23 protein-coding genes, 1 tRNA gene and 4 pseudogenes are annotated in these 26,570 nt (G+C 57.2%); 17 read left to right on the forward strand and 11 right to left on the reverse strand.

Annotated elements, in window-relative coordinates; translation table 11 throughout:
* Positions 1 to 396, reverse strand: a pseudogene (locus B4968_RS26320) (transposase); the annotation flags it as partial.
* Between the two features lie 381 nt (positions 397 to 777).
* Here B4968_RS26320 and B4968_RS20625 point away from each other — a divergent pair.
* On the forward strand, positions 778 to 1,167 hold the full coding sequence (locus tag B4968_RS20625) for a transposase (protein WP_083101136.1): 390 nt from the start codon (positions 778 to 780) through the stop codon (positions 1,165 to 1,167).
* 562 nt (positions 1,168 to 1,729) lie between these two features.
* Here B4968_RS20625 and B4968_RS20630 read toward each other — a convergent pair.
* Complete coding sequence (locus B4968_RS20630) at positions 1,730 to 3,601, reverse strand: amidohydrolase (protein ID WP_241525891.1); 1,872 nt, start codon at positions 3,599 to 3,601, stop codon at positions 1,730 to 1,732.
* A 552-nt stretch (positions 3,602 to 4,153) separates the two neighbouring features.
* On the opposite strand from B4968_RS20630, the gene B4968_RS23320 reads away from it, so the two are divergent.
* Genes B4968_RS23320 through B4968_RS20645 form a run of 3 tightly spaced genes read left to right on the forward strand, consistent with a single transcriptional unit; the run spans position 4,154 to position 5,184 of the window.
* Positions 4,154 to 4,603: a hypothetical protein gene (locus B4968_RS23320; protein ID WP_139792949.1), complete on the forward strand. Its 450-nt coding sequence runs from the start codon at positions 4,154 to 4,156 to the stop codon at positions 4,601 to 4,603.
* Positions 4,579 to 4,926, forward strand: coding sequence for a hypothetical protein (locus B4968_RS20640; RefSeq protein WP_083101138.1), 348 nt, complete (start codon positions 4,579 to 4,581; stop codon positions 4,924 to 4,926). Before B4968_RS23320 ends, B4968_RS20640 begins: the two co-directional genes overlap by 25 nt.
* A gap of 60 nt (positions 4,927 to 4,986) precedes the next feature.
* Positions 4,987 to 5,184, forward strand: coding sequence for a hypothetical protein (locus B4968_RS20645; protein ID WP_083101139.1), 198 nt, complete (start codon positions 4,987 to 4,989; stop codon positions 5,182 to 5,184).
* Between the two features lie 178 nt (positions 5,185 to 5,362).
* Here B4968_RS20645 and B4968_RS20650 read toward each other — a convergent pair whose 3' ends face one another.
* Complete coding sequence (locus tag B4968_RS20650; RefSeq protein ID WP_139792950.1) at positions 5,363 to 5,953, reverse strand: Crp/Fnr family transcriptional regulator; 591 nt, start codon at positions 5,951 to 5,953, stop codon at positions 5,363 to 5,365.
* 247 nt (positions 5,954 to 6,200) lie between these two features.
* On the opposite strand from B4968_RS20650, the gene B4968_RS20655 reads away from it, so the two are divergent.
* Positions 6,201 to 6,959: a response regulator gene (locus tag B4968_RS20655; protein WP_083101140.1), complete on the forward strand. Its 759-nt coding sequence runs from the start codon at positions 6,201 to 6,203 to the stop codon at positions 6,957 to 6,959.
* Here the strand turns inward: B4968_RS20655 and B4968_RS20660 are convergent, their stop codons facing one another.
* On the reverse strand, positions 6,960 to 8,726 hold the full coding sequence (locus tag B4968_RS20660) for a PAS domain S-box protein (RefSeq protein WP_241525892.1): 1,767 nt from the start codon (positions 8,724 to 8,726) through the stop codon (positions 6,960 to 6,962).
* Positions 8,727 to 8,945: 219 nt separating this feature from the next.
* Between B4968_RS20660 and B4968_RS20665 the strand changes: the two genes are divergently transcribed.
* From B4968_RS20665 to B4968_RS24905, 3 genes are read left to right on the forward strand one after another with little or no spacing between them, the layout of a single operon-like run.
* Positions 8,946 to 9,197: a hypothetical protein gene (locus B4968_RS20665; protein ID WP_338153323.1), complete on the forward strand. Its 252-nt coding sequence runs from the start codon at positions 8,946 to 8,948 to the stop codon at positions 9,195 to 9,197.
* A gap of 56 nt (positions 9,198 to 9,253) precedes the next feature.
* Positions 9,254 to 9,496, forward strand: a complete 243-nt coding sequence (locus tag B4968_RS23855; RefSeq protein WP_241525896.1) for a phage terminase large subunit family protein — start codon at positions 9,254 to 9,256, stop codon at positions 9,494 to 9,496.
* Entirely contained in the window at positions 9,438 to 9,833 is a 396-nt protein-coding gene (locus B4968_RS24905) for a terminase gpA endonuclease subunit (protein ID WP_338153324.1), read from the forward strand. The genes B4968_RS23855 and B4968_RS24905 overlap by 59 nt, the downstream gene beginning before the upstream one ends.
* Positions 9,834 to 9,970: 137 nt before the next feature.
* Here the strand turns inward: B4968_RS24905 and B4968_RS20680 are convergent.
* The 4 genes and pseudogenes from B4968_RS20680 to B4968_RS20695 form a co-directional block, all read right to left on the reverse strand.
* Positions 9,971 to 10,686: pseudogene (locus tag B4968_RS20680) on the reverse strand (LrgB family protein).
* Positions 10,683 to 11,036 carry a CidA/LrgA family protein gene (locus B4968_RS20685; RefSeq protein ID WP_083101143.1) on the reverse strand — a complete coding sequence of 118 codons (354 nt, stop codon included), beginning with the start codon at positions 11,034 to 11,036 and terminating at the stop codon, positions 10,683 to 10,685. The pseudogene B4968_RS20680 and the gene B4968_RS20685 overlap by 4 nt, the downstream one beginning before the upstream one ends.
* A gap of 712 nt (positions 11,037 to 11,748) precedes the next feature.
* A complete protein-coding gene (locus B4968_RS20690) occupies positions 11,749 to 12,477 on the reverse strand; it encodes a GntR family transcriptional regulator (RefSeq protein WP_083101144.1) in 729 nt (242 codons plus the stop codon).
* 13 nt (positions 12,478 to 12,490) lie between these two features.
* A complete protein-coding gene (locus tag B4968_RS20695) occupies positions 12,491 to 15,388 on the reverse strand; it encodes an FAD-binding and (Fe-S)-binding domain-containing protein (RefSeq protein ID WP_139792952.1) in 2,898 nt (965 codons plus the stop codon).
* Between the two features lie 148 nt (positions 15,389 to 15,536).
* On the opposite strand from B4968_RS20695, the gene B4968_RS20700 reads away from it, so the two are divergent.
* The 8 genes from B4968_RS20700 to B4968_RS20735 all read left to right on the forward strand — a co-directional run bounded on the left by B4968_RS20700 (position 15,537) and on the right by B4968_RS20735 (position 22,639).
* A complete protein-coding gene (locus tag B4968_RS20700) occupies positions 15,537 to 16,694 on the forward strand; it encodes a pyridoxal-phosphate-dependent aminotransferase family protein (protein WP_083101145.1) in 1,158 nt (385 codons plus the stop codon).
* Between the two features lie 89 nt (positions 16,695 to 16,783).
* On the forward strand, positions 16,784 to 17,728 hold the full coding sequence (locus B4968_RS20705; RefSeq protein WP_139792953.1) for a TRAP transporter substrate-binding protein: 945 nt from the start codon (positions 16,784 to 16,786) through the stop codon (positions 17,726 to 17,728).
* Between the two features lie 160 nt (positions 17,729 to 17,888).
* Positions 17,889 to 18,395: a TRAP transporter small permease gene (locus B4968_RS20710; protein ID WP_083101146.1), complete on the forward strand. Its 507-nt coding sequence runs from the start codon at positions 17,889 to 17,891 to the stop codon at positions 18,393 to 18,395.
* Between the two features lie 59 nt (positions 18,396 to 18,454).
* Complete coding sequence (locus B4968_RS20715; protein ID WP_083101147.1) at positions 18,455 to 19,735, forward strand: TRAP transporter large permease; 1,281 nt, start codon at positions 18,455 to 18,457, stop codon at positions 19,733 to 19,735.
* Positions 19,732 to 20,517 (forward strand): enoyl-CoA hydratase/isomerase family protein, encoded by a 786-nt coding sequence (locus tag B4968_RS20720; protein WP_083101148.1) that lies wholly within the window; start codon positions 19,732 to 19,734, stop codon positions 20,515 to 20,517. Before B4968_RS20715 ends, B4968_RS20720 begins: the two co-directional genes overlap by 4 nt.
* 56 nt (positions 20,518 to 20,573) lie before the next feature.
* Positions 20,574 to 21,749: a CaiB/BaiF CoA transferase family protein gene (locus B4968_RS20725; protein ID WP_241525893.1), complete on the forward strand. Its 1,176-nt coding sequence runs from the start codon at positions 20,574 to 20,576 to the stop codon at positions 21,747 to 21,749.
* A 25-nt stretch (positions 21,750 to 21,774) separates the two neighbouring features.
* Positions 21,775 to 22,200, forward strand: coding sequence for a GlcG/HbpS family heme-binding protein (locus tag B4968_RS20730; RefSeq protein ID WP_083101150.1), 426 nt, complete (start codon positions 21,775 to 21,777; stop codon positions 22,198 to 22,200).
* 223 nt (positions 22,201 to 22,423) lie between these two features.
* Positions 22,424 to 22,639 (forward strand): hypothetical protein, encoded by a 216-nt coding sequence (locus B4968_RS20735; protein ID WP_083101151.1) that lies wholly within the window; start codon positions 22,424 to 22,426, stop codon positions 22,637 to 22,639.
* A 94-nt stretch (positions 22,640 to 22,733) separates the two neighbouring features.
* Here B4968_RS20735 and B4968_RS20740 read toward each other — a convergent pair.
* Together B4968_RS20740 and B4968_RS20745 are read right to left on the reverse strand one after the other, a co-directional pair.
* A tRNA-Asn gene (locus B4968_RS20740) sits at positions 22,734 to 22,808 on the reverse strand.
* Positions 22,809 to 22,880: 72 nt separating this feature from the next.
* Positions 22,881 to 23,795, reverse strand: coding sequence for an MBL fold metallo-hydrolase (locus B4968_RS20745; RefSeq protein WP_083101152.1), 915 nt, complete (start codon positions 23,793 to 23,795; stop codon positions 22,881 to 22,883).
* Between the two features lie 241 nt (positions 23,796 to 24,036).
* Between B4968_RS20745 and B4968_RS25420 the strand changes: the two are divergent.
* A pseudogene (locus B4968_RS25420) lies at positions 24,037 to 25,354 on the forward strand (ATP-binding protein).
* Between the two features lie 65 nt (positions 25,355 to 25,419).
* On the opposite strand, the pseudogene speB reads toward B4968_RS25420, so the two are convergent.
* Positions 25,420 to 26,384, reverse strand: a pseudogene (gene speB, locus B4968_RS20755) (agmatinase).
* Between the last annotated feature and the right edge of the window lie 186 nt (positions 26,385 to 26,570).

Genomic DNA, 26,570 nt, shown 5'->3' on the forward strand with positions numbered 1-26,570 from the left:
GCGCATGCCTTCTTTCGAGTAGATGTATCGGTAAATCGTTTCCTGACAGACCCGCAACGGCGCATTCTCCTGGATCATCCGGTTACCGATTTGCTCGGGGGTCCATCCGTCCTTAATCCGCTCGATCACACGTTTGCACAGTTCAGGGTATTTGATCAACTTGCGATCCCGCGCGCGTCGATCTGCCGTCATCAGCTGAGCCGCAGCACCGTAGTAGCCATCGCATTTTGGCATGCTCTCATCGCTGAAATGATTGCGCTTCAACTCACGGAATAATATCGTCGACCTTCAGCGCTTCAAAACACGCGCCATTTCATCGACAGGGACTTTTGCATGTCTCCAACGTTCTATTCTGCGTCGTTCTGTGATACTCAGCTGCGTATAAACGGCTCCCATATCGATTCCTCCCGTAAGATAACATATTGTTTTATAACAAGAGTCGCAGTTGAAGGTAGCGCGCGCCAGCGCGGGTAAATAAGTCTGATAAATCAGACGCTGTCGGGCTCGCGCAGTTGGCCCGCACGGGTTGGTACGGCGCGGTGCACGTGAAGAGTGAGGCGAGCGATCAGTTGCGCCTCATGCTCTCGGCACGAGAATGATTGATCCGCATTCGGATTGACATCGAAGGGCAAGTGCGGGGTCTTTTGAAGGCCTATGGGATCCGGCTTGGGCCGGTCAATGCGGGCTGCAGCCGAAAGAGCTTCCGCGATCAGGTTGGTACGGCGATCAAGGGGGACCAAAGTTTGCAGATGATCTTCGCCTCGTTGATCACTGTGCATGAAGTTGATCACTGTGCATGAAACTGTTTGTCTTGAAAGTACCGCGATTGATGCGAAGGTCCAGCACCTTGCCAAGAACAACCCTCTGGCGCGGCGGCTGACCAGCATTCCCGGAGTGGGCCCCATTGTCAGCCTCAGCTTCATCGCGACAATTGACGATGAGGCGCGGTTCCGTAAAGCAACAGATGTCGGCGCTTACCTGGGCTTGACCCCAAGGCGATACCAATCTGGTGAAACAGATTGGTCAGGGCGCATCTCAAAACGCGGGGATGGGGCCATGCGCAAACTGCTTTATGAGGCAGCAAATATCTTGATCCAACGGGTGTCGCGCGTCTCACCGCTCAAAGCATGGGCAATGCGGCTTGTCGCACGAAGGGGAATGAAATAAGCGCATCGTTGCGACGGCGCGAAAACTGGCTGTCATCATGACCCGCATTTGGCGCGATGGTACGACCTTCGCCTGGGCCAAAGAGGAGCTGCCTGCATGAGATAGCCCAAACCGAATACGCCCGTCCGGGTGTAAAGACGCCCCCCTCTCGGCAGATTGCTATGCAATCGCCTGCCGGGCAATGATCGGGACGGCGGCCGGATGACCTCGCTGTCGAATCTCGATGCGCCTGAACTCAGGCGACCTCGCAGCGGACCTTTTTGAGGCACCAGTCCCCGACGCCATTATGAGGCGGCAACGCCGACCTCGGAGAGAACCATGAACCCGATGAGACCCAAATATACCCTTGAATTAACGGCCGCAGATAGAGAAATTTCGCACAACATTTCGATTGGCCGTCTGACGCCCGTGCAAGTGTGTTGGAGTTCTCAGGTATTCTGAACGAAGGAAAAAGCGGGGTACAGAAGAACTGGCCAGGTGCAACCTTGCTCGTGACCAGTTCTTTTTCCTCGATTAACCGCTGTGGCTAGATCAGATCGAAACAACACATACGCTTGAATCTTTAGGCAGAAAAAGTTTGGCGACCATCCATCCAGGTCTCCAGCACCTTGATGTTCTTGATCGCGTCCGGAGCGACGCGGCGCGGATCCTGATCGAGGATCACCATATCCGCGAGTTTTCCCGGCTCCAGGCTGCCAACTTCGTGTTCCGAGAAGAGTTGCCATGCGGCTTCGGAGGTTAGGGCGCGGATCGCAGTTTCAACCGAAACTGTCTCTTGTGGTGCCAAAACGTAGTCGGGCTCTTTCCAAGTGCGGCGAGTCACAGCCATTTCAATCATGTGAAGAGGGTTCGGGTCAGTCACCATAAAGTCAGAATGCAGCGTAAAGCCAACTCCGGCCTCTTCGACGCTGCGGCACCGGTCGAGCAGTTGTGCTTTTTCTTCGCCAAAAACTTCGTCGCGCATTGCCACACCCCAATAATGGACATGCCCAATCAAAAAACTGGCGGAGACGCCGAGATCTTTCATCCGGGCGATCTGCGCGTCATGCAGGATAGAGCAGTGTTCGATCCGCGGCCGGACTTTCGACATGTCGATGCCTGCAGACCGTAGCGCTTCACAAGTGTCGAGAATATTGTCGATGGCAGCATCGCCGTTGCCGTGGATAGCCAGATGCCAGCCCTTTTCAGCCCGTTCAAGCGCCGCAGCTGTCAAATCGTCAGGTGTCATATAGGCGAGTCCGTGGTCGTCGCTGTTGAGGTACGGCGCGCGCTGAAGGCCGGTGAAGCCCTGATTAGATCCATCAGCAACGAGTTTATAGCCAGCGATACGCGCCATCGCAGTGCCGTCGCCCTGATGGATGCCCGCCGCGTCCCAGGCCTCCGCGCCAACGGTGTAAAACGGATAGGCGCGCAGCCGCGCATTTAGCCGTCCGGTTTGCGCCGCGGCAGCCATGACTTGTGCATCAGCAGGTGTCTGCGACAGGGCACCAAGGCTGAGCTCGGAGACCGTTGTCATGCCAAGTGCAGACCATTTTCCGAGCAGTGTGATCAGGCCTTCCACCGGGGCGGCCTCTACCATCGCAGGGTAGTTTGAAATGACTTTCAGGAAAGCCACGTTGTTTTTCATCACTCCAGTGAGTTTGCCAGCAGCATCCCGCTCGAATTCCCCCCCTGGAGGATCCAGGACGTCGTGTCCGATGCCGGACACCTCAAATGCAGTGGTGTTTGCATAGGCAATATGTCCGGAAGCATTCAAAACAAAGATCGGGTGTTGGGTCGATATCTCGTCAAGCGCCGCGAAAGTCAGTGCGCCGGGGCCGTCCTGCACGGCCGGATCAAAGTTGCGGAAAACCAGCCAATCTCCGGCAGGTGTTTCACCTGCCCGCGCGGAGATATGGGCGAGTACCTCATCGGTCGTCGTGTAACGCGCCATGCCTACGTAATCCATGATGCTATCCACGACGGAGCCAGAAATTACATGGGTATGAGGGTCGATAAACCCAGGCAGTATGATCTTGCCCGCGACATCAACAATTTGTGCAGTCTCTCCAGCAAGGGCACGCACCTCACTGTCACTCCCTACAGCCAAGATTTTGTTGCCACGAATGGCAATCGCTTCCGCTTCAGAGAACGCCTGATCTACCGTCAAAACGGTCCCACCCGTAAACACCGTTGTCCTATTGCTCTGAGCTTTGGCTCCACTCGGCAACAGGGCGGCCAAACTTGCAGTCGCAGCGCCGGTTTTTAGAAAGTCCCGGCGCCCCATCTGGGTGAAATCAATTCCCCAGTTGCACGACCACCCTTCGGTGTTCTGGACTTCGCCTGCCATAGCCTGGAAAGCCTTGTTTTGCATGAACATGTTGTGAAATCCACCGGTGCAGCAGGCGCAGCCGTACTTTTCTCGTGTCATGTTTATGTCCTTTGTGGCTGCCATTCGCATCGGGTTTTTCGCGCAAAGAAGTCGATAAATCTCTTAGGAATAGCATCACAGCGAACTCGACCGATCAAGCGGGAATGCAAAATGGCCTCGAACCATGAAAGTAGGCCTTGTCTGTTAATAGATCACAAGCCTCATCTCAGACAGGCGTCTGCATTTAACTTATCCAACATTTTGAGCTACGTCTCCCTTGGGTTGACAGCAGTCATCAGAGCACCCCCCCCCAGGGGCGATTACTGCCGAAAACTGGGTGCCGCACCGCCGCAACTCCGCTTCGAGCCCATTGCGGAAGTTCGACAAAGTTGGGTTCTTGGGCACCCTACAGGGCAGTTTCACAAAAAGGACGAAGGCAGAATCTGTACCGACCCATTGCACTAGAAAGCACTCTCGTTTGAAAGAGTGGGCAACATGGCTAGGCCATTCTCTTTCGCAAACCGTTAGACGTTCCTTTGCACCGCCAGACAACGTGGTAATTGAGCTAGATCAAGAGTTCATTCCAAATTTCTTGTATCTTCGCTGAACCAAACCAGTGAGAGAGCGACAGCAAAGATGGCGGCCTCAGATGACCTATGGCTACGATCCGACGTAGATTTCCCTTCAAACGGAACTCTTGAAGAGCGAATCCGTTTTCTCATTGGGTATGCCGCACTTGCGCCTTCAGGGCACAACACTCAGCCCTGGTCCTTTGCCACGGGGCCGGATTGGGTCGATGTTCTTGCTGATCGGACGCGGCCGCTGCCCGTTGTTGATCCTCACGACAGAGAACTCGCAATCAGTTGCGGAGCTGCAGTTGGAATCTTTGAAGCCGCAGCGCGACGTTTTTGCCTGGAAACCACAGTGGCCACCTCCCCGGATCCCGAAGTTCTGCGATCTCTTGTTCGCATCACAGTAACGGAAGGCGCGCAGCCTGATGCTGGTGAAATTGCACTGTTCAATGCAATCAAGAACCGCCGCACCGACCGAGCGCCTATTTCATGGAAGACCTTCCGCGTGACCTGATGTCCGGATGCCGCGATATCGTCGAAAGCGCGGGCGCGAACGTTCAGTTCTTTGAAGACAGTGCCTCTGTCGAAGCGATCGCCAATCTGGTTGCGGAGGGCGACCGTCTTCAGTTTGATGATCCAAGCTTTCGGCGTGAACTGGCGTCTTGGACCCATTCATCCAGGCTCGGCCATGGGGATGGTATGTCCGGCGCAGCGTTCAATATGCCTGATGTCCTTACTCCCGCAGCACGTTTTGTGATCCGCACGTTTGATCTTGGGAGTAGTGTCGCTGCCGCCGATAAACAGAAGATACTGAGCGGGTCACCTGCTCTGGCCTAGCTTGCAAGCCATTCAGATACCGCTGATGATTGGCTCAACATAGGGCGTGCTCTGAGCAGGATGTTGCTGAAGCTTACCTCGGCTGGCTATTCGGCGTCTTATCTTAATCAACCCATCGAAGTCGCCGAGCTGCGTTTGAAACTGGCGAAAGCCTCAGGCGTTGCAGGATATCCGCAAATCCTGCTGCGTGTAGGCCGGGCGGCTGACAATCCTGAACCATCGCCGCGCAGAAAAGTGTCAGATGTGATCCTGACGTAGGCTTGTCTGGCGCCGACGTCTGGATCACATCTGACATTTGCCGCCGCCCGGACCTCCCATAGAAGGACCTCCTATAGCCGCGCCCCCCCCCATAGCTGAACCCCCCCATAGCTGAACCTCCCATAGAAGGAACAGCCATAGAGGGAACAGCCAGCGCGTTAAAATTGATGGATGATCACTAGGCAGCCATATCGCACAAAGCGTCCTCATCAAGAACGACAACTGACTTCGAGCTTTCCAAAGCGATCAGTTTCGCTTTCCGCATCAAAGAGATGGTTCGGCTCACTGTCTCTACGCTCAGCCCCAGAAAATCGGCGATATCGGCGCGGGTCATCGGGAATTCAAAGTGGGTATATGCACCCAGAGGCTTGCCAGTACGCTCCATCAGCACAGACAGGAACGACGCTGTTTTTTCGCTGGCGGTCTTTCTGCCAAGCATGATGAAATGGCTCTGCATCGCGCCGATCTCTTTCAGCGCTGCTCTCACAAGCCGCTGGTGCAGCTCGGGGTTGCGATCACCATTTTCCAGGTCAGTGACGCTGTGCACAACAACCTCGGCGGAAGAAATGGCATCACATTCAGTGTGGTACATGCCGTCTTGCGGAAATCCCACGATATCTCCGGGATATCCGAACGCGATCACCTGCCGCCGACCGTCTTCGAGAACTTTGGTCAAGCGAAGAACCCCGCTGGTTACTTCATAAATGTGTCGCACATCATCCCCTTCGCGGAACAGGTTCTGTGCGGCCTCCAGCCTGCGCGTCTGCATGTTCGACAGGTTTTTGCGGGTAACGATGGCGGATGAAACTTAGGTTGCTGAGTTTTCAAAATCGGTTGCGCTGGAAATATACATTGGTCGTCTCCCTGTTCTGTTAGGATGACCTTGACTTGCGAATGTAAGCGGGGATCCCGCCGCTTTGTAAAGTTTTGTAGTCTTTTGACATCTTCTTGATCTACAATGGCAATCGCGGCATAGCGTTGTCGTTCGTACAACGACTTTAGCAGGGGACACACCGGTGAATTCAAACACAATCCTTATCGTGGATGATGAGCCAAAGGTAAGATTGCTTCTGAAGCGATGCCTGGAGAGTGACGGTTTCAATGTCATCGAAGCCGAAGATGAGGCCCGTACCCTTGAGGCAATCAGCGCGCATGATGTGAAGCTTATTACGCTTGACGTAAATTTAGGCGGTGAGAATGGCCTGCAGATCGCCAAGCGCATCCGTCAGAACTCCAACATACCCATTATTATGATCACAGGGCGCGATGATGTTATTGATCGCGTTGTTGGACTTGAGGTTGGGGCTGATGACTACATCACCAAGCCGTTTCATGTCCGCGAGGTTCTGGCCCGTGTTGGCTCTGTCTTAAGACGCACAGGCAGCGTTGAGGTCGCGGCAAAAACAGTGCCGGAAGCCCCTGACACCCATATTGCTGCCGAAGACTTCGAGGAAGGGGTGATCTTCGATGGCATGACTGCCTATCTGGATCGCTTTGAACTTTTGGATCGCGACAGCGCCCTGGTAGAGATGACCAGTGGCGACTTTCGAATGCTGGCGGTTTTTCTCCGTAACCCAAAGAAAATCTTATCCCGTGACCGGATCATGGACCTGTTGCACGGCACTGAAGGGTCGCCGGTGGACCGCACGATTGACAATCAAGTGGCCAAATTGCGCAAAAAGATAGAGCGCGACCCCGCCGCACCCGTTCTTATCAAGACGGTGCGCGGCGTCGGATACATGCTTGCAACCAATGTGAAGCCTAGTGGGAAATAGCTACCCCTCAAGAGCGCCGTTGATTGCCTCAGCCAGGGCTGCCTGGCGGTAAGGCTTGCGAAGCAATTTCAAACTCCGCTCCGTCAGCTTGTCGCCATTCATAAGCTCCTCTGCGTAGCCTGAAGTCAGCAAGACCTTTATATCAGGCCGCGTGTCCTGAACATGCTGGGCGACCTCATATCCTGACATGCCGCCGGGCATCACCAGGTCAGTGAATACAAGATCAATGTCAGTTTGCTCGGCGAGAACCTCGATTGCGGCGGGGCCGTGGATAGCTTCCAGCACCCGGTATCCCCAAGCTTCGAGCCGCGCTCTTGTCAGTCGGCGGACGCGCTCGTCGTCTTCGACAACAAGGATCGTTCCACCCGTCGCGCTTTGTGGGTGGAGGTCTGCCTCTTGTTTTTCGGATAGGGCTGAACTGTCCCGATGTCGGGGAAGGTAGAGATTGACCGTCGTCCCTTTACTCAACTCGCTGGAGATCGGGACATGGCCGTCGGATTGTTTTCCAAATCCATAAACCATCGAAAGACCCAATCCAGTCCCTTCGCCGACGTCTTTGGTTGTGTAGAACGGTTCAAAAACCCGCCGTATAACCTCGTCGGGCATGCCTGATCCTGTGTCAGTCACAGAGATCTGAATGTAGTCATCTTTGGTAAGACCCAATTCCTCGGCGAGATAGTCCTCATCAAGGGCTACATTGCGTGTCTCGACAATCAACTTCCCGCCCCGCGGCATCGCATCACGGGCGTTGACTGCAAGATTGACGATGGCGCTTTCAAATTGCGTGGGATCGACTCTTACGGCCCAAGGAGCGGGGGAGAGAACGGTCTGCAGTTCAATTGTTGCACCAAGGGTACGTTGCAACATATCAGTCAACCCTCCCACAAGCCCATTCAGTTCCACAACATGTGGCTCAAGCGGGCTGCGCCGTGCAAAGGCCAGCAAACGTTCTGTCAGACGTGCACCCAAATCGGCAGCTTCCAGGGCCTCCTTCAGGAGATCTGAATGCGCGAAGCTGCCCATTTGCATTTCCATGAGTTCCAAGTTGCCAACAATAACCGTCAGAAGGTTGTTGAAGTCATGCGCAACGCCGCCGGTAAGTTGACCGATCGCATCCATCTTCTGAGCTTGTAGCAGGGCTTGTTCGGCATCTTTGCGCATTGAAAGGTTGTGGATGATCCCCGTGTAGTACTTTGTCCCATTGTCTTCGAACTCGCCGACAGAAAGGTGCATCGGGAAAATGGAGCCATCTTTGCGCTGCCCGGTGACCTCGCGCCCGTAACCAATGATCTTGCGGAATCCAGTCGTGTTGTAGTTGTGCAGGTATTCGTCATGCTTGGACCGATGCGTGTCCGGCATCAAAAACTTTACGTTCTGTCCAAGAAACTCCCCGATGTCGTACTGAAAGAGATCTGCCGCCGCTTCGTTGACTGTCTCAATGGTGCCGTCATGGCGAATAATGATAATCGCATCGACTGCCGACGACAGGATAGCCTGCAGACTGGCTTCTAGCGTGCCGATGCGTTTTGTCGAATCTGAAGTGTTTTTCATAAGAGCCCGCCGAAGAACAAAGGTGTCAGCAGAAGCTAAATGAAACAAGCATTCGTGCCAACCGGCAGAGATTAGGCCTGGCAGGTCGTTTTTTACAAGAGCGGCCGTACATCCTGCGGCCGTTTGACCACACCTGGTCGTAATTGTCGCGATCTGCAACCAGATGAAATCATGGGGCGCCGCCGCTTTATGCGAGCAAGTCTTCTCGCCGATCATCAAAGCCGCCTTTCGCTGGTATACTGCGACTTGGCGGGAAAGGGCTCAAAGCGACCAACATGACGGGCGGCAAACGCGTTCGCGGGCTGCAGAACCGGCGCGCAGATATCCGAGACGAGCCACATCACACATGCCACCAAAGACGAGTTACTGCTGCGCAAGCTGGCGGCCGAGACCGAGCAAGCCGAGCTGGATCTTGCGAAAGCCAAAGATGAAGTGGTGCCGGTTGAACAGCTCGAGCGGGCCCTGGTCAAAGCTGTTGGCGAGGTGCGTGCAGGCATGCGCAATGTGCTGCCCGGTCGTGCCGCGCGGCGCCTGATTGGCGAAACAGATGAGACGACATTCAAAGCGGTGTTGCTGGAAGAGATCGACCAACGGCTCGAGGTGCTGGCTGACAGCGATCTGATCAACGAAGCAGACTTGGCGCTGGACCCGGAGGGCGAGGGCGACCAGGAGGCAGACAGTGCGTGAACGTCCGAGCTGACTTTTCCAAACCGCGCGGCCGGGATGGCGTCAACAACCAGCGTATGAAGAGCTACCCGGGCGGGTTCCTCATGTTCAGCTGGTCCGGATCACCCAAGACCATGCGGGGCCGGTCTGCGCCCTTCATCGTTTGCGACGAGACTGATGGCTATGACCGCACCAGCGAAGGGCACCCGGTCGGCTTGCTGTGGCAAAGGGCGGGCAACGGAGTTTGCCGCCCCGGCGCCGATGGGCGTGGGGGTCGTGACGGCGGGCATCGACATGCAGAGCGACCGGCTCGAGGTTGAGATTGTCGGCTGGGGACTGGGTGAAGAGTCCTGGTCGCTGGGCTATCGCGTGCCGTGGGGCGATCCTTTGGTGCCCGCTTCAAACCCGATCCTAACAATTGGATGTGGAAAACGTTTCAAACAGTCGGTGATGTCATCGACTTCACAAGGCAACTCGCCCCCGAGACTGATCGCACCTTTGGCATCTACAATGCATAGCGCACAAGATCACAATGACACATCCAGTCCGGCAAAATACTCCATCGTCTTTCTGCCTTGTTCACAGTCATCCTGTGATCCTATCGGGAGCTCGACCTCAAATCAGGGTCAGCCCAATAACGCATGCTTTCGGCCGTAAGCCTTGCTGATAAGCGCGGCTCTCTAGGTGGCAGCCATTTGCCAAGCCCCTGACGTCAAGCCCCTGACGTCAAGGCCCTGAAGCCAAGTCTCCTGACGCCAAGCCGCACTCCTCCTGAGGACTGAGTTGTGTGGCTTTCAAACCAGCCAGCGCACCAACAGGGGGACGATCAGGCTTGTCAGCAGAGCGTTTAGTGCCATGGCGATACCAGCATAGGCCCCTGCCACAGGGTTTACCTGAAATGCGCGGGCCGTCCCAATTCCATGTGCGGCAACACCGACGGCAAAACCTCGCGCCCGCCAGTCGGTGATCCGCAGCACATTCATCAAAGGCGTTACTGTCACAGCCCCGATGATCCCCGTCACAATGACCAACACTGCTGTCAGCGCCGGAATCCCGCCAATTGCTTCGGAGATGCCGAGAGCTACGGGGGCGGTCGTAGACTTTGGCGCCAACGAGAGCAGGACCTCCAACGGCAGACCAAAGGCACGCGCCAGCATAATGGCCGAGCCTGCCGCGACGATAGATCCTGTAAGCAAAGCCAGCACGATTGGCGCGACCGAGGTCCGGATAGTGTCCCGATTGTCCCAGAGCGGTAAAGCCAAGGCCACCGTCGCGGGGCGAGCAGGAAGTGGATGAATTGCGCACCCTCGAAATAGGTCGTGTAGTCTGTCTGTGTCAGCCAGAGCACTGGTGCTATCAGGAGGACCGACAAAAGTACTGGATTGGCCCAGGCTGGGTTGCCCAACTGCCGCGCCACCCCATCTGCGACCAGATAGGCGAGAATCGTTGTAGTGAGCCAGATCAATGGTGTGGTCGCGAGATAGCTCCAGAGGTTTGCGACGTCTGTCATGGCGCCCAGCGTTCGGTTACGTGCCGAACGCCAAGGAACGTTCCAACAGCAGCCAGCATGGAGAGCACCGTCGAAAGGGTCAGGATGGCCAACAGTGCGACCCCATCTTCCGATAAAACCTCAAAGTTGCCAATCACACCGACACCCGCAGGCACGAACAGGAAAGACAGGTTCGCTAAGATGACCGTGGTGGTCGGCCTGAGCCTTTCAGCGAGAGTGGGTATTGCACCGAGGATCAGCACGAGCAGTGTAAGACCCAGAACCGGGCCGGGTAATGCGAGGCCAAAACCGCGTACAGTTATTTCTCCCAGCAACTGGCAGCCCAGGAGAAGTCCGAGTGTCTGGAGCATAGGTTTTTTCTCCTCAAGTGATAATCCAACGCATTCTGACGCCAAACACTTTTCAGAACCAATAGAAAAATTCGGCTCTGAGGCAGCACAAGCCCGATGCGCCCGTGCAAGAGACGTCTGGATCCATCAGTCCAACTGTGGTCGCCGCCTTGAACTATGCCGCTGAAATTCATTTCAATTGACTGCTATGGTGAAGTTGCGCTTGGGCTCCATAGCTCGAGCCATCATACTGCTGCGCTGAACACGCGTGTCCGGCCCAGGGCAGCTGCTGTTTCGCGTTTAACGGAACGGGAAACGGCGGCTCTGGGCCGTTCGCGTTGATCGACACGAGGGGCGGATTTGGGACATTCGACGCGTGCGCGAAATGATCAAAGTCGGCCTGCCAATGTGGACCTCTGCCATATGACGCCTTACAAGCGAAAAATTCAGAACTTTCCGCTCCGGTAGGTTTCTTTCGGGGCGTTTGGTTTCTTGATATGTTTGCGCCGGTTCGCGTAAACAGGTGTCGGTTCCTCCTGTCTGAGTTGGGGGTTCAGGTCGATCCTGGAGCCAATGACCAGATGTCGTCAGGTGTCCGGCATCAATGCTGCCGCGACACATGGCGGCGGGCCTTTATGGATGGCGGCGGGCCTTTATGGAGATACGCGATCCTGGTCCCAATCACGCATGCGGCCTCACTCTTGGCCAAGGGCCTATTTCTGGGTTTTCCGGGTCAATCTCTTGCTCCGTGTTCCGTAACTTTCCTGTGTCCTCTCAGCCCTGCATCGAACCCTTCCGACTGAAGCCACTGCACAACCGACAAGCGCTTGGAATTCATATGATCCATCAGGGTTCGCGCCAGGTTTGGACCATCGCGTGCGACGAGGAACTTCAATATTCGCTCATGCTCTTGCACGGCTTCTTGCCATCTTCCTTGGGTCATATTTGCCAGGTACCGGGCCCGCTGCATGCGCAGAGACAGAGCCTCACAAGAGGAGGTCAATGTCCCGTTCCGCGCTGCAAGCAGAATGGCCCGGTGGATCTTTTGGTTGATCCTGAAGTATGCGTCGAGATCACGCTCTCTGTAGCTTTGCATCATTTGTTCGTGCAAATCGCAGACCGCTTCAATTTCGGCTTCGGTGATGTTTTGACAGGCCAGTTCTCCCGACAGCGCCTCCAGTGCGCCCAGAACCGGAAAGACCTCTTCGACCTCTTCAATCGTGACGCGGGTTACCCAGGCACCGCGGTTAGGCTCGAGCCGTACCAGCCCGTCTGAGGCAAGCACCTTGAGCGCTTCACGCAGCGGCGTGCGTGAGACTCCGAACTGCTCGCACAGCAGCTTTTCCGGCACCTTGGAGCCGGGTTCCAGATCCGCATTGATGATCAATGTCTGAAGTCGGCCCACCAGCTCGTGATGCAACGATGTGCGGGTGATCGCCTGAGGATTTTCTGTTTGCATCATTGGGGAGGGGGTCTCACTTTTTCAGAGCCATTTCCAGTAGGCGCGCCATGTGGATGGGTTTGCGTGTGGTCAGGTCCGCGACCTGATGTCGGCAGGATGTGCCATCTGCTACAATCAATGTTTCTGTGTCTGCTTTCCTGACCGCAGGCGCCAGATCCAACTCTGCCTTGGCGCGCGATGTTTCGTGTGTTTGCGCACTATACCCGAATGCGCCGGCCATGCCACAGCAGGATGTCTCAACGGTCTCGATCTCCGTATCGGGCAAAAGGGACAGGGTTTTTTCAATGCTGGACATAACGCCCATCGCCTTTTGATGGCAATGCCCGTGCAACAGTACCTTTGGGGCAGGGGAGGTCAGCGGCAGTTGAAAATCCGGGTTGTCGTCTTGATCAGCGATGTATTCCTCCAGCATGCGCGCCTTGGCGGCGAGTTGTGCCGTCTCTTCACCGGGGAGAAGAGCGGGGATCTCATCGCGCAGTGTCAGCAGGCAGCTGGGCTCCAGCCCGATGATGGGTAGCCCCTGTTTTGCATAGGGCAACAGCGCGTCCACCAGCCGCTGCGCTTCCACCTTTGCCTCCTCTATCATGCCGACAGACAGAAACGTGCGTCCACAACACAGCGGGCGCTCTCCTCTGGGGGCCTGTGCCAGGTGCACCGGGACATCTGATGCTGCCATCACTTTGAGGGTGGCACGTAGGTTTTCAGGTTCAAAATAGCGGTTGAAGCAATCCGCAAAGACGACGGCTTTGGGGCTGTCATCTCCGCTGGCCTCGTGGTCTTTGAACGGGTGGCTGTGCCATGTCGGCAGCTTGCGGGTGGCGGTAAATCCTGTCAGCCGTTCCGTCAGCTTTGCCAACCCGGGCACCGTGTTGCGCAGGTTGGCCAGAAAGGGGAGGCGCGCCGCCCAGGGGGCGTAGCGCGGCAGGAATGCGGTAAGCCGGTCGTGCAGGCTCAGCCCGTTTTTGCGAAACCCGGCCGCCTGCACTTCGATCTTCATCCGGGCCATGTCCACGCCTGTGGGGCATTCGCGTTTGCATCCCTTGCAGGAGACGCAGAGCTTCATCGTCTCGGCCATCTGATCAGAGGTCAGCGCGTCGGGCCCCAATTGCCCCGAAATCGCCAGCCGCAGCGTCTTGGCCCGCCCGCGCGTAAGGTCCTGTTCCTTGCGTGTCACCCGGAAGGAGGGGCACATGACCCCACCCTTGAGCTTGCGGCAGGCACCATTGTTGTTGCACATCTCAACCGCGCCCTGGAAGCCGCCGGCGCTGCCGCTCCATTCGGACCAGTCAAGTCCGGTCGGAAAATCTGGCACCGTGTAGTTGGGGCCATAGCGGAACAGACGGCGGTCATCCATCTTGGGGGCATCGACAATCTTGCCGGGGTTGAACAGGCCGTTTGGATCAAACCGCTTTTTGACCTCGCCAAAGCTGGCAACCATGCGGGGGCCAAACATCTTTTCATGAAATTCCGAGCGGACCAAGCCGTCACCGTGTTCGCCCGAGTGGGACCCTTTGTACTGCGCGACCAGATCAAAGCACTCTTCGGCGATCGCGCGCATGGTGCCCACGTCCTGATCCAGCTTGAGGTTCAGCACAGGGCGCACATGCAGGCAGCCGACCGAGGCATGGGCGTACCAGGTGCCTTTGGTGCCGTGACGCTCGAAAATCTCGGTCAGGCCAGCGGTATAGGCGGCAAGGTCGGGCAGCTCGACGGCGCAGTCTTCGACAAAGGACACTGGTTTTCCGTCGCTTTTCATCGACATCATGATGTTGAGACCGGAGCTGCGCAGATCAGCAATGCGCGCCTGCATTGCAGGATCGGGCACCGGCGTCATACCGCCCCAGGACTTGCCAGTGCCGGACCACGAGAACCCCAGGTCCCCCATCATCTCGTCCAGTTGCCGCAGTTTCTGGGCATGCAGGCTCGCGTCTTCTTCGGCGAACTCAACCAGCAGCAGGGCGTCGGGTTTGCCCGTTACGAATTCCTCGATGGTCTGACGGAACATCGGAATATCACGGGCCAGCCCGATCATTGTGGCATCCACCAGTTCAACGCCCTGGGGGTTCAACGTGACCAGATGTTGCGCGGCGTCCATCGCCTGATGAAAGCTTGGGAAATGGCAAACGCCCAGAACCTTTTGCGAAATGATGGGCCAGAGTTTCAGCTCAATTGCGGTGGAATAGGCAAGGGTGCCTTCCGAGCCCACCAGGAGATGTGCGAGGTTGTTGGGCCTGTCCCTGGGCACCAGCGCGTCGATATTATAGCCGCCGACGCGCCGCATGACCTTGGGGAATCGGGCGTCGATCTCCGCTGCCTCCCGGGCACCAAGCTGCAGCAGATCATCCGTCAGCGCGTGCCGCTGGGGGGATGCGGCGGGCCCGACGGGTCCAAAATGATGTTTGCTGCCGTCTGCCCGAAAGGCGTCAATCGACAACACGTTGTCGCGCATCATGCCATAGCGCAGCGATTTGCCACCGCAGGAATTATTGCCGGTCATGCCGCCAATGGTGGCGCGGGACGCGGTCGAGACATCGACGGGGAACCACAGCCCATGTGGTTTGAGCGCCCGGTTGAGATCGTCCAGCACGATGCCTGGGCGTACAACACAGCGTTGCCCTGCAACGTCCAGTTCAAGAATGTCGTTGAAGTACTGTGTGTTATCCAGAACCAGCGCTTCGTTCACGGTCTGGCCGCATTGTGACGTACCGCCGCCACGCGCCAACACTGGCAGGCCTTGTTCACCTGCGATGTCGATGGCGGCGCGGATGTCATCTTCGGACCTCGGCGACAGCACTCCCAAGGGCATCATCTGATAGAGCGACGCATCCGTGGCATAGCGACCCCGCGAAAAGCTGTCGAACATGAGATCGCCCTGAACACGGGCTTTCAGGGCGTCGAAGAGATCAGACATAGGCGCTCCAATGGCAATTAAGGGCAATCATTTTTGTTGACTTAATTATGAATTCAAAATTACGCTGGTTCAACTGAAAAGAGAATTTGCCGGCCCTGGGGGGCTCCCCTGGCCGCTGTAACCCACCTTGGATGTGAGACTGATTGTCATGAGAAAAGCCGGCCGCCACTTTTTGCAAATCCCCGGCCCCAGCGCTGTGCCCGACCGAATTCTAAGCGCGATCGGACAGCAGACCATCGACCACCGCGGCCCGGCTTTCGCGCGCGTCGGCATGAAGGCGCTGGAGGGGCTCAAGAGCATCTTCAAGACACAGCAGCATGTGTTCATCTATCCCGCTTCCGGCACTGGCGCCTGGGAGGCCGCCTTGGTCAACACGCTGTCGCCCGGTGATCGGGTCCTGATGTTTGAGACCGGGCACTTCTCGACGCTCTGGAAGAAACTGGCCGAAAAACTGGGATTGCAGGCGGAGTTTATCCAGGGGGATTGGCGCGGCGGCGCAGATCCTGACCAGATCGAAGCCTATCTGGCCGAAGACAAAGCGCACGAGATCAAAGCTGTTTGCGTCGTGCATAATGAGACCTCGACAGGCTCGGTCTCGCCCATCGCAGATGTCCGCAAAGCCATTGACCGGGCAGGGCATCCTGCTCTTTTCATGGTCGACACCATCTCTGGCCTCGCCTCGTTGGAGTACGAGCATGATGAATGGGGGGTGGATGTCACGGTTTCGGGATCTCAAAAAGGTCTGATGCTTCCCCCCGGCCTGTCATTCAATGCCGCCAGTGCCAAGGCAATGGCCGCCAACAAGACCGCTGGACTGCAACGCTCTTATTGGGATTGGGCCGATATGGTTGGCCCGAACAAGACTGGCTATTTCCCCTACACGCCCGCAACCAACCTGCTCTACGGGCTAAATGTAGCCGTTGATATGCTGCATGAAGAAGGGCTGGACAACGTCTTTGCCCGCCATGCGCGCCACGGTAAGGCGGCACGGGCCGCCGTGCGCCAATGGGGCCTCGAAGTGCTCTGCGCCAAGCAGGGGCAGGAGAGCGGTGTGCTGACGGCGGTAAAGCTGCCCGCGGGCCACAGCGCAGATGCCTTCCGCGCGTCCACATTGCAGCACTACGATATTTCCCTTGGAAATGGTCTGTCCAAGGTTGCCGACAAGGTTTTCCGCATTGGCCACCTGGGTGACTTCAACGATCTGATGTTGGTTGCCACTCTGGCTGGTGTCGAAATGGGCCTCAAACAGGCGGGGGTCCCGCATGAAACAGGCGGTGTGCAGGCGGCAATGGAATTGGTCTCATAAATAATGCCTCCACAGAACGGGGCAAAGACCACGACGAACCGAAATCACCGAAACCACCGAAATCTATGAAACTCTGGGAGGAGAACGTCATGAAGATTATCGCAAAACTGCTTGCAGCAACCACTGCCATTGGCATGGCGACCAGTGCTTATGCAGCGGATATGACCTTAAAGTTTGGCCACGTTGGCAATCCGGGATCCCTGTTTGAGGCATCGGTTGATAATTTTGCCGCTTGCGTGAACGGATCTATGGGCGGTGCAGTCGAGGTTCAGACCTTTGGGTCGTCTCAGCTGGGCAAGGACAAGGAGTTGCTGCAAAAGCTCAAGCTCGGGCAGGTCGACTTCTCATTGCCGTCATCTGTGATGTCTTCGGTGGATGACACGTTTGGTATCTTCGAGATGCCCTATATCATCAAAGATCGCGATCACATGCGTCGGGTTCAGGGCGCGATGATGGACAAGTTTCAGGCGGCAGCAAATGCCAACGGCTATCACATCGTCGGTCTGGCTGAGAACGGCTTTCGCAACATCACCAACAACGTGCGCCCGGTCAATCTGCCTGCCGATCTGGAAGGTGTCAAACTGCGCACGCCAAATGGTGTCTGGCGCCTGAAGATGTTCCAGGAATACGGCGCCAACCCGACGCCGATGGCCTTTTCGGACGTCTTTACCGCGCTGCAGACCGGCGTGATTGACGGACAGGAAAACCCCTATGCGCAGATCGCAAGTGCCAAGTTTCAGGAGGTGCAAAAGTACCTGTCTATCACCGGCCATGTCTACACACCTGCCTATATCCTGATGTCGAAAAAGAAATTCGACAAACTGGACGTCGACATGCAGGCGGGTCTGACTGAATGTGCCCATCAGACGCAGGACTTTACCTATGTCAAAGCGGCAGAGCTGGAAGCAAGCCTGCTGAAGGGGATTGAGGATGCGGGTGGGGCGGTAAATACAACCGACAAGAACGCCTTCATCGAGGCCTCCAAGCCGATCTACAAGCAGTTCGCGGATGAGGTCGAGGGCGGTCGGACATGATCGACACAGTTCTTGGTCTTGGCGAAGCAGGCTGACCGGTTATCAGGCGGCAGGCACCCTGCCTGCGGCCTGACCATACGCCTCAACATCCCCAATTGCACGCCCCCGCTTTTTGGCTTTGGGGGCGAGATTTCCGGTATCCTACAGGTCTGACCCACATATGGAACATGCTGCCTACCCGACTTTGTCCCGCATCAACCGGATGCTGAGCAGGGCGCTTGAATGGATCACGATCGGCCTGATGTTCCTGTTGACATCGATTGTGACAGTGGCCGTGATTGCCCGCCTGATGGGGCAGAGTTTTTCATGGTATGATGAGGTCGCAGCCATCATGCTGGCCTGGATCACCTACTACGGATCGGCGCTGGCGGCCTTGCACCGACGCCATATCGGCTTTGACACCGTGCTGCTTGCTATGCCGCTCAAGATGCGTGTCGCGGTCTTGCTGTTGGGCGAGGCGATTGTGCTGGTGTTCTTTTTCCTCATGGCCCGCGCCGGTCTTCAGGTTCTCGAAGTCCTTGCGGGCGACACGCTGGTTTCGCTGACATGGGTCCCCATCCAGTTTACGCAATCAATCATCCCGATTGGCGCGATCCTGTTCATGCTCTGTCAGATGCTCAGCCTGCCCGGGTTTCTCAGGCTGACGGCTGCTGGCATATCTCTGTAACATGCTGAAATTGATGAAGAAGTCGAAACCGAACTTGCAAAGAACAAGGACCGCGTCTGATGTTGATGGCTGCCATTTTCGTAGCGATGCTGATCATGATTTGCATCAACATGCCCATAGCCGTTGCATTGGCGATGTCTGGCGTTCTGGGCCTGCTGGTCACCGAAGGCCCCGATAGCCTTGTCACGATTGCGCTGGATATGTACGACGGGTCGACCAAGTTTTCCCTGATCGCCATCCCGATGTTTGTGCTGGCCGGCGCCATCATGAACGCAGGGGGGATCACCGACAGGCTGATCAATTTTGTCACAGCGATCATCGGCTTCATCCGGGGTGGACTTGCCATGGTCAACATCGGGGTGTCGTTGTTTTTTGCTGAAATTTCCGGCTCTGCTGTGGCGGATGTCGCGGCGATGGGATCGATCCTGATCCCGCAGATGAAAAAGCGCGGCTATTCCAAGGAATTCTCCGCTGCAGTGACCTCATCCTCGGCATCGCTGGCGATTATCATCCCACCTTCAATTCCGATGATCCTGTATGCGGCCTCTGCAAATACCTCTGTTGAGCAGTTGTTTGTCGCCGGTGTCGTGCCGGGGCTGCTTGGGGCGGCGGGGCTTATGACGTTCGCCTTTTTCTTTGCCAAACGCTACAATTTCCCCACCGAGGCTGCGTTCAACCTCGCCCGCCTGCGCGAGACATTCATCGCCGCGATCCCCGCCTTCACCCTGCCTGTGATCATTCTGGGCGGCATCTTTGGTGGCTATGTGACAGCAACCGAAGCTGCGGGTCTTGCGGTTCTGGCCGCGATAGTCGTCTCGGCCTGGTATAGTAACCTTGATGTGCGGCACCTGCGCAGCGCTATGCTGGATGGCGGTATCCAGACTGCGGTTGTCATGCTTTTGGTGGCAGCATCGGTGCTGATGGGCGGCTTTTTGACCCGGGCGCAGATCCCGCAGCAACTGGCTGAAAGCATTCTGTCCATCACCAGTCAGCAATGGGTGATCCTGCTGATCCTGAACTTCTTTTTTCTGATTGTGGGCTTCTTTCTGCACTCCGCGGCAGCAATCATTCTGGTGATCCCGATTGTAATCCCGCTGATCACGGCAGCCGGGATTGATCCGGTGCACTTTGGGCTGGTGTTGACGCTGAATCTTGCCATTGGGCAGCAAACACCGCCTGTCGCATCGGTGCTGATCACCGCCTGTTCGGTCGCACGCGCCAATATCTGGGAGGTGTCCAAGGTCAACATCTGGTTCGTGGGTGTGCTCTTGGCCGTTCTGATGCTGTGTACCTACGTCCCCTCCGTGCCGATGTTCCTTGTGGAGTATTTCTACCGATGACTGATCAGAGCGCCGAAATCACCGATGAGGTCCGCGACGGCATCATGTGGATCACCTTCAATCGCCCGCAGGCGCGCAATGCGCTGACATTCGGGATGTATGAACGGCTGGCGCACTTGTGCCGGGACATGCCCACAGACGGGAGGGTGCGGGCCGTGGTGATTGCGGGGGCAGGCGGCAAAGCCTTTGCTGCGGGCACCGACATGACCCAGTTCCGCGCCTTTGAGACAGCGCAGGACGCGCTGGACTACGAACATCAGATTGATGCGGTTTTGGAGGCGGTTGAGCGGTGCCCGGTGCCGACGATCGCAGCGGTTCACGGGGCCTGTACCGGCGGAGGTGGCTCAATTGCGGCGGCCTGTGATATCCGGATTGCCTCGGCCGGGCTGAAATTTGGCTTCCCGATTGGCCGTACGCTGGGCAATTGCCGTGCCGCTGGCAACCTGGCCCGATTGTCCGAGCTGATCGGGGCGGGGCGTGTCCGCGAGATCATCTTTACCGCCCGTTTGATCGAAGCCGAGGAGGCGCTTGCCGTCGGGTTGGTCAGCGAAGTTCTGCCAGATGAAGCCAGTTTGCTGGCCCGCGCAGGTGAGCTCGCCGAAAGGGTCGGTGGTATGGCGCCCCTGACCCTGCGGGCCACCAAAGAAGCGCTGCGCCGCAATCGGGCCGCACTGAAAGTGGAAGACTCCGACCTGATCACCTCGTGCTATATGAGCGATGATTTCCGGATCGGGATGGAGGCTTTCCTCAACAAAACCAAACCCGTCTGGACTGGAAAATGAGCGACAGGCAAACGAGCGGCAGGCAAATGAGCGACAGGACCGGGCCCTTAAAAGGCATGCGTGTCATTGAATTGGCGCATATCATGGCCGGACCCGTCTGTGGCCTGATGCTGGCGGATATGGGGGCGGACGTCATCAAGGTGGAAAAGCCAGCGGGCGACGATAGTCGCCGGTTTGTGCCTCCCGAGATCAAAGGCGAATCCGCCGCCTATATGATGATGAACCGCAATAAGCGCGGCATCTCGCTGAACCTCAAGGATCCGGCTGCCGTCGACATCCTGCGTAAACTGCTGGCAGAGGCCGATGTGGTGATCGAAAATTACCGCAAAGGCACGATGGAAAAACTGGGCCTGTCTTACGAGGATCTGGCCAAAGCCAACCCCCGCCTGATCTATTGCGAAATCTCGGGCTTTGGCCGCACAGGCCCCTATGCCGAGCGCGGTGGGTTCGACCTGATCGCGCAGGGCATGTCGGGCCTGATGTCAATCACAGGCGAAGGGCCGGGCCGGCCGCCGGTCAAGGTTGCCGCCCCGATTTCCGATATCAATGCCGGAATTCTCGCGGCAATGGGCGTCTCTGCGGCCTATGCCAATATGTTGCAGACCGGGCTTGGGCAAAAGGTCGATACCTCGCTGTTTGAGGCGGCCATTACCCAGACATACTGGCAATCCGCGATTGCCTTCGCCACCGGTGAGCGGCCGAACCCGCTTGGCTCTGCGCATCCCCTGAATGCGCCATATCAGGCGTTTCAGACCGCCGACGGCTGGATCAATATAGGCGCTGCCAACCAAAGCAACTGGCTAAGGCTTCTTGATGTGATTGCCGCACCCGAGCTGGACGAGGACCCGAGGTTCGCCTCCAACGCAGAACGTATCCGCAACTTACCGGCGCTGATCGAGATATTGAACACCTACCTGGTGCAAGACACGACACAGAACTGGTTGAGCTGCATGGAAGCGGCGAAACTGCCCGCCGGACCCGTCAATGACATCTTGCAAATGCACGATGACCCACAGGCGCTGGCCCGCGATATGATCGTCGAGGTGGACCATGCGGCCGCCGGAAAGGTCCAGACGATTGGCCATCCGGTAAAGTTCAGCCGTACGGCCGCAAAGGTCGCAAATGCAGCCCCGGTTCTGGGCCAGCACAGCCATGAGGTCCTGGGGGAAATGGGGTATGATCCAGAGCAGATCAAGGCGCTCATTCAATCTCGGGCTGTCATCGCCTCATAATCCGACCAATCAAAAGGATCAGCCAATGGCTCTTACTCTCGAACAGGCCCAAAGCATCATCAGCGATTGTCTGAGCTGGCGTAAGGCCAATGGATTGAAGCCTTTGACGATAGCCGTATTGGACGCGGGCGGTAGCCTGTTGGCCCTGGCCCGCGAGGATGGCACCAGCGCGCTGAGACCGGAAATTGCCCAGGGCAAGGCCCGTGGTGCGGTCCAGATGGGGCTGGGATCCCGGGCGCTGTATGAAAGGGCAAAGGTTGAGCCGTTTTTCATCCAGGCTATGAACGCGCTGTCAGATGGCTCACTTGTACCGGTGGCGGGTGGTGTGCTGATCAAACTCGATGGCGTCATTCTGGGCGCGGTTGGCATCACCGGTGACAATTCCGACAACGATGAGGCCTGTGCGATTTCAGCAATCGAAAAGGCAGGTTTTGTGGCAGATGGCGGGTAGCAAACAGTGCGAGGACTGACTGCGTAGCTCTTGTGTCTCTTAGATCGATCAAGCAACAAGCGTGCACTCTCGACGACCCGTCTGTGACGCATTTTCGTATGAATTTGAAAAAATTATAGCACAAGATCAGCACTCTGGGCGGATACATCTCACCTAGGTCTACGCACAAACTTCGCCAAATCCGGCGATCACTGACGAAGAACGGTATCTGGGAGCTGCGGACTTGACCATCGACCCTGACAACCTGGACGTGGCCGAAGGAGTGTATTGGACCCGAAGGAATTGGCAGATCGGGCTCAATACTGCCGGGCGCCTCGAGCTCCGCCGATCCACTCAGCGTAAGGAAAAGGGCAAGTCTCTCCGTCAATATGCGACAGAGGAGAAAAAGCATTTGCAGGCCGGTGGTTCGGACGACCCCGTGCCAATGGATGAGAAATGATCCTATGTCATCGATCCGGGCAGTTTTTTTGTACTTATTCTGTACTCAGAAAGAAAAAGGACTTAGCGAGTCATCGCTAAGTCCTTGAAATTCTTGGCTCCGGCGGTAGGGATCGAACCTACGACCAATTGATTAACAGTCAACTGCTCTACCGCTGAGCTACGCCGGAACGGTCTCAGCGATATAGCGAGGGCTATCGGGGAGGTCCAGAGGGGAATGGCAGAAAATGTGAAAAAAGTTATCACTCCAGAAGTTGAAAGCGCGCTCCCTCGTTCAAAGCGCCCATTGGCTGGACTTTTGCGCGTCCAATCAGGTCAACCAGATGGGCAAATACATTGCGTTCTGCTGCGGGCAAAAGGGCAGGTGGGGTCTCTTTGTAGATGGTGCGGGCCAACTCGCTCGGCGTGGCGGGGCTCTGTTTCAGACAGGCGAGGATCTCGGCCTCGCGCGACTTACGGTGCTTGATCAGCCAGTCCAGCCGGGCGTGTGGCTCAGTAATTTCAGCGCCGTGGCCGGGATAGAAGACACGCCAGTCACGGGCCTGCAGGCGGCTGCAGGAGGCCATGAAATCTGTCAGATCCCCATCCGGAGGCGAGACAAGTGAGCTGGCCCAGCCCATAACGTGATCGGCGGTGAAGCAGGCGTCGCCCAGCCCAAGGGCAATGTGGTTGCCAAGATGGCCTGGGGTGTGGATCACCTGCAGCTGCCAGCCCTCAGCGGACAGGGTCTCGCCATCCATCAGCGCAATGTCGGGGGCGAAATGGCTATCTATGCCTTCGCCACCACTGCGCATACCGGCATCGACAAGCGCTTGCATCGCGTGACTGCGTCCGGTGCTGGCGGTGCCAAAGGCATAGACGGGCGCACCGCAGCTGGCGGACAAGGCACGTGCCAGTGGCGAGTGGTCCAAATGGCTGTGGGTGGAGATAATGTGGCTGATGGTCTGCCCGGGCAGTACTGCCGCCAGTATGGCCTCAAGGTGGGCGGGCAGGTCAGGGCCGGGATCGATCACCGCAAGCTGCGTGGTGCCGACCAGATAGGTATTGGTGCCACGGTAGGTCATGGGAGAGGGGTTGGGCGCCAAAAGGCGCCGCACGCCCGGCTCCAGCTGCTCTGGGTGGCCGGGGATTGGGTCGAAATTGTCTGGAGCCTGCATGGGGTGTTGCCTTAATTTTTGGTCGCAAGGTTTGGATGAGGGCCGTTTGGTCCGCAAGTGCGGGGAGGATTGGCGAGACTGAGGGGGGGGGGCCTTTTTTACTACGCTCTTGCGGCTTGAGCAGGGCACAAGGGCCTGCGCTGGCCCCATTGCCATGGAGGGTATTGTCCCGATTGCACCAGAGCGCTCGCATTTCATAGGCTGTCTTCACAGGGGGCATTTGCACATGTAAGTGTAGCCTATGTTCTTCCAATGGCTCAAACAATATGTTCCGCGTAGTCTATATGCCCGTGCGGCACTGATCCTTGTGATGCCCATCGTGGCCTTGCAGCTGGTGGTCACTATTGTGTTCATCAAGCGCGATCTTGAAGATGTCACAACGCAAATGACCACCACTGTGCTGCGCGAGATCTCTTTGTTGCAGCAACAGGCGGCAGGGGCCTCGGATCCTGAAACCTATCTGCAGCGGCTCGCGCCCTTTTTTGCGCCTTTGACCATGACGGCGCGGTTTTTGCCCCCCGAAGCGCCAATGCCGCAAGAGCAGCTGAGCTGGAACGAGTTTTCCGGCCGGGTGGTGCGGGATAAGCTGAAACACGAGCTGGATGGGTTTGTGGCGGGGGAATTCCCTGAAAAGCGCGCGGTTCTGCTCTACCTGGACACCAGCGCGGGGATACTTGAGCTTGGACTGGACAGGCGCCGGCTAACGGCAGCTGCACCTCACCAGCTCATTGTGACCATGATTTTTTTTGGCTTCCTGATGACGGTGATCTCCTTTGTGTACATGCGCAATCAATTGCGCCCGATCAAAAAGCTCGCCGATGCAGCTCAGGCCTTTGGGCGCGGTCGCAACGTGTCTTATTCGCCGCGCGGTGCCCCCGAGGTTCGGGTGGCGGGCAGCGCTTTTCTCGATATGCGCGCCCGCATTGAACGCCAGATCGAACAGCGCACGCTGATGCTGTCAGGTGTTAGCCACGATCTGCGCACGCCTCTGCCCGGCTCAAGCTGAGCCTCGCCATGATCGATGAGGACGAAGCCGAGCCGATGCTGCGCGATGTGAACGAGATGCAGGCGCTGCTGGATGCGTTTCTCGACTTCTCCCGGGGCGCATCGACCGGAGAGCCAGAACCGGTGGATCCCCAAAAGCGGGTCATCGCCGTGGTGGAGGACTGGCGGCGACAGGATAAAGACGTGATGCTGGGAGAGCTGAGTGGCAGTGGTACTGTGTTGCTTCGAGCGCAGTCGATGCGCCGGGCTCTGGAAAACCTGATCTCCAATGCCGTGCGCTATGGCACCAGAGCGCGGGTCTCGGTGGCTTTGACAGATAAATCTCTGCGCATCCGGGTAGAAGACGACGGCCCCGGCATTGCCGCAACGCAGCGCGGCGATGCGGTACGGCCCTTTTCGCGGCTTGATCCGGCGCGCAACCAGGATCTCGGCTCTGGCGTTGGCCTGGGGCTGGCGATTGTCACCGATATCGCCCGCGCCCATGGCGGTACCCTCAGGCTGGGCAAAAGCGCGGCTCTTGGCGGGCGCAGGCCGATATCGTGATTGGCCGCTAAAGGGGGCTGGCTGGCAACACTGGCTGGCAGCAAAAGCCGGCGCAAGAGGCCAATCAGCGGCGGAGTTAGCGGCGCGCGTGAAAAATGAAGCCGATGAAGTTGAGCAAAAGCTGCGCGGCCAGAATTTGGTTGCTTTCACTGGGATCATAGGCCGGAGCCACTTCGACCAGATCATGCCGACCACATCGCCACGTGTGCTCAGCCCCTGCAAAATCTCCAACACATCATAGTAGAGAAAGCCGCCGTGACTGGGGGTGCCTGTGCCTGCGGCAATCGACGGACAAAACGCATCGATGTCGATTGTCACATAGTAGCGCGCGCCCGCAGGAATGCGCTCCAGTACGGCGTCGCAGCCCAACTTGCGCACCTGGCGGACCGACAGAATGTCAGAGCCACGCGCCCGCGCATCCTCATAGCCCTCTTTGGCGGTTGAGGACACATTGCGGATCCCCAGCTGGGTCATCCCTGAGACATAGTCCTTTTCAATGGCGCGGCGCATTGGATTGCCATGGCCAAGGCTGACACCATGACGCTCATCGACAAAATCCAGATGCGCATCAATCTGTACCACATGGAGCGGGCCGTTGCGGGCGCAGTCTTTGGCAAAGGCGTTGATGCAGGGGATGTTGATCGAGTGATCGCCGCCAATGGTGACAGGCAGCGCGCCGGCATCAAGGATTTTGCCGACGCCAAATTCGATATTGGCATGGCTTTCCTCGGTTTTGGTATGGATGATATCGACGTCGCCAATATCGACCATTTTTACATCCGCGCCGAGATAGGTCGCATCATCTTCGTGGTCATAGGCCCCGGCGTGGCCAAAACTGAACAGGGTCGAGGCCTCGCGCACGGCCCGTGGACCAAAACGCGCGCCGGGGCGCCACTGGGTGCCAAAATCATAGGGCGCGCCAAGAATGGCAACATCCGCTTCGATGGCGTCCCAATCGGCGATATACTCAGATTTTCCAAAGGTTGGGATGCCCACAAAAGGCAGATTGAGCCGCCCGGCCTCATATCCATGTCCCGACACCGATCTCTCCTGGCTTTGTGGCTGTTTCACCGCAGAGCATGGCTGGTTTTCTGGCCTGTGCCTAGGGGGTTAGGTCTGAGGTCGGTTTGACCGGACTTAGGATGAAACGGTCTGACTGTGCAGTTTAGATCTCGTCGTGGCATGTCTTAACGGCGCTGGGGGCGGTTAAGAGGGGCGTAAGGGCGA

The organism is Pseudophaeobacter leonis (genome assembly GCF_002087335.1).
Taxonomy (GTDB): Bacteria; Pseudomonadota; Alphaproteobacteria; order Rhodobacterales; family Rhodobacteraceae; genus Pseudophaeobacter; species Pseudophaeobacter leonis.

What these genes read in the sequence shown, in the direction of transcription:
- B4968_RS20625 (WP_083101136.1), top strand. Translation starts at nt 778, where the DNA reads ATGAAGTTGATCACTGTGCATGAAACTGTTTGTCTTGAAAGTACCGCG.
- B4968_RS20630 (WP_241525891.1), bottom strand. Translation starts at nt 3,601, where the DNA reads ATGGCAGCCACAAAGGACATAAACATGACACGAGAAAAGTACGGCTGC.
- B4968_RS23320 (WP_139792949.1), top strand. Translation starts at nt 4,154, where the DNA reads ATGGCGGCCTCAGATGACCTATGGCTACGATCCGACGTAGATTTCCCT.
- B4968_RS20640 (WP_083101138.1), top strand. Translation starts at nt 4,579, where the DNA reads ATGGAAGACCTTCCGCGTGACCTGATGTCCGGATGCCGCGATATCGTC.
- B4968_RS20645 (WP_083101139.1), top strand. Translation starts at nt 4,987, where the DNA reads ATGTTGCTGAAGCTTACCTCGGCTGGCTATTCGGCGTCTTATCTTAAT.
- B4968_RS20650 (WP_139792950.1), bottom strand. Translation starts at nt 5,953, where the DNA reads ATGCAGACGCGCAGGCTGGAGGCCGCACAGAACCTGTTCCGCGAAGGG.
- B4968_RS20660 (WP_241525892.1), bottom strand. Translation starts at nt 8,726, where the DNA reads ATGATCGGCGAGAAGACTTGCTCGCATAAAGCGGCGGCGCCCCATGAT.
- B4968_RS23855 (WP_241525896.1), top strand. Translation starts at nt 9,254, where the DNA reads ATGAAGAGCTACCCGGGCGGGTTCCTCATGTTCAGCTGGTCCGGATCA.
- B4968_RS24905 (WP_338153324.1), top strand. Translation starts at nt 9,438, where the DNA reads ATGGGCGTGGGGGTCGTGACGGCGGGCATCGACATGCAGAGCGACCGG.
- B4968_RS20685 (WP_083101143.1), bottom strand. Translation starts at nt 11,036, where the DNA reads ATGCTCCAGACACTCGGACTTCTCCTGGGCTGCCAGTTGCTGGGAGAA.
- B4968_RS20690 (WP_083101144.1), bottom strand. Translation starts at nt 12,477, where the DNA reads ATGATGCAAACAGAAAATCCTCAGGCGATCACCCGCACATCGTTGCAT.
- B4968_RS20695 (WP_139792952.1), bottom strand. Translation starts at nt 15,388, where the DNA reads ATGTCTGATCTCTTCGACGCCCTGAAAGCCCGTGTTCAGGGCGATCTC.
- B4968_RS20700 (WP_083101145.1), top strand. Translation starts at nt 15,537, where the DNA reads ATGAGAAAAGCCGGCCGCCACTTTTTGCAAATCCCCGGCCCCAGCGCT.
- B4968_RS20705 (WP_139792953.1), top strand. Translation starts at nt 16,784, where the DNA reads ATGAAGATTATCGCAAAACTGCTTGCAGCAACCACTGCCATTGGCATG.
- B4968_RS20710 (WP_083101146.1), top strand. Translation starts at nt 17,889, where the DNA reads ATGGAACATGCTGCCTACCCGACTTTGTCCCGCATCAACCGGATGCTG.
- B4968_RS20715 (WP_083101147.1), top strand. Translation starts at nt 18,455, where the DNA reads ATGTTGATGGCTGCCATTTTCGTAGCGATGCTGATCATGATTTGCATC.
- B4968_RS20720 (WP_083101148.1), top strand. Translation starts at nt 19,732, where the DNA reads ATGACTGATCAGAGCGCCGAAATCACCGATGAGGTCCGCGACGGCATC.
- B4968_RS20725 (WP_241525893.1), top strand. Translation starts at nt 20,574, where the DNA reads ATGCGTGTCATTGAATTGGCGCATATCATGGCCGGACCCGTCTGTGGC.
- B4968_RS20730 (WP_083101150.1), top strand. Translation starts at nt 21,775, where the DNA reads ATGGCTCTTACTCTCGAACAGGCCCAAAGCATCATCAGCGATTGTCTG.
- B4968_RS20745 (WP_083101152.1), bottom strand. Translation starts at nt 23,795, where the DNA reads ATGCAGGCTCCAGACAATTTCGACCCAATCCCCGGCCACCCAGAGCAG.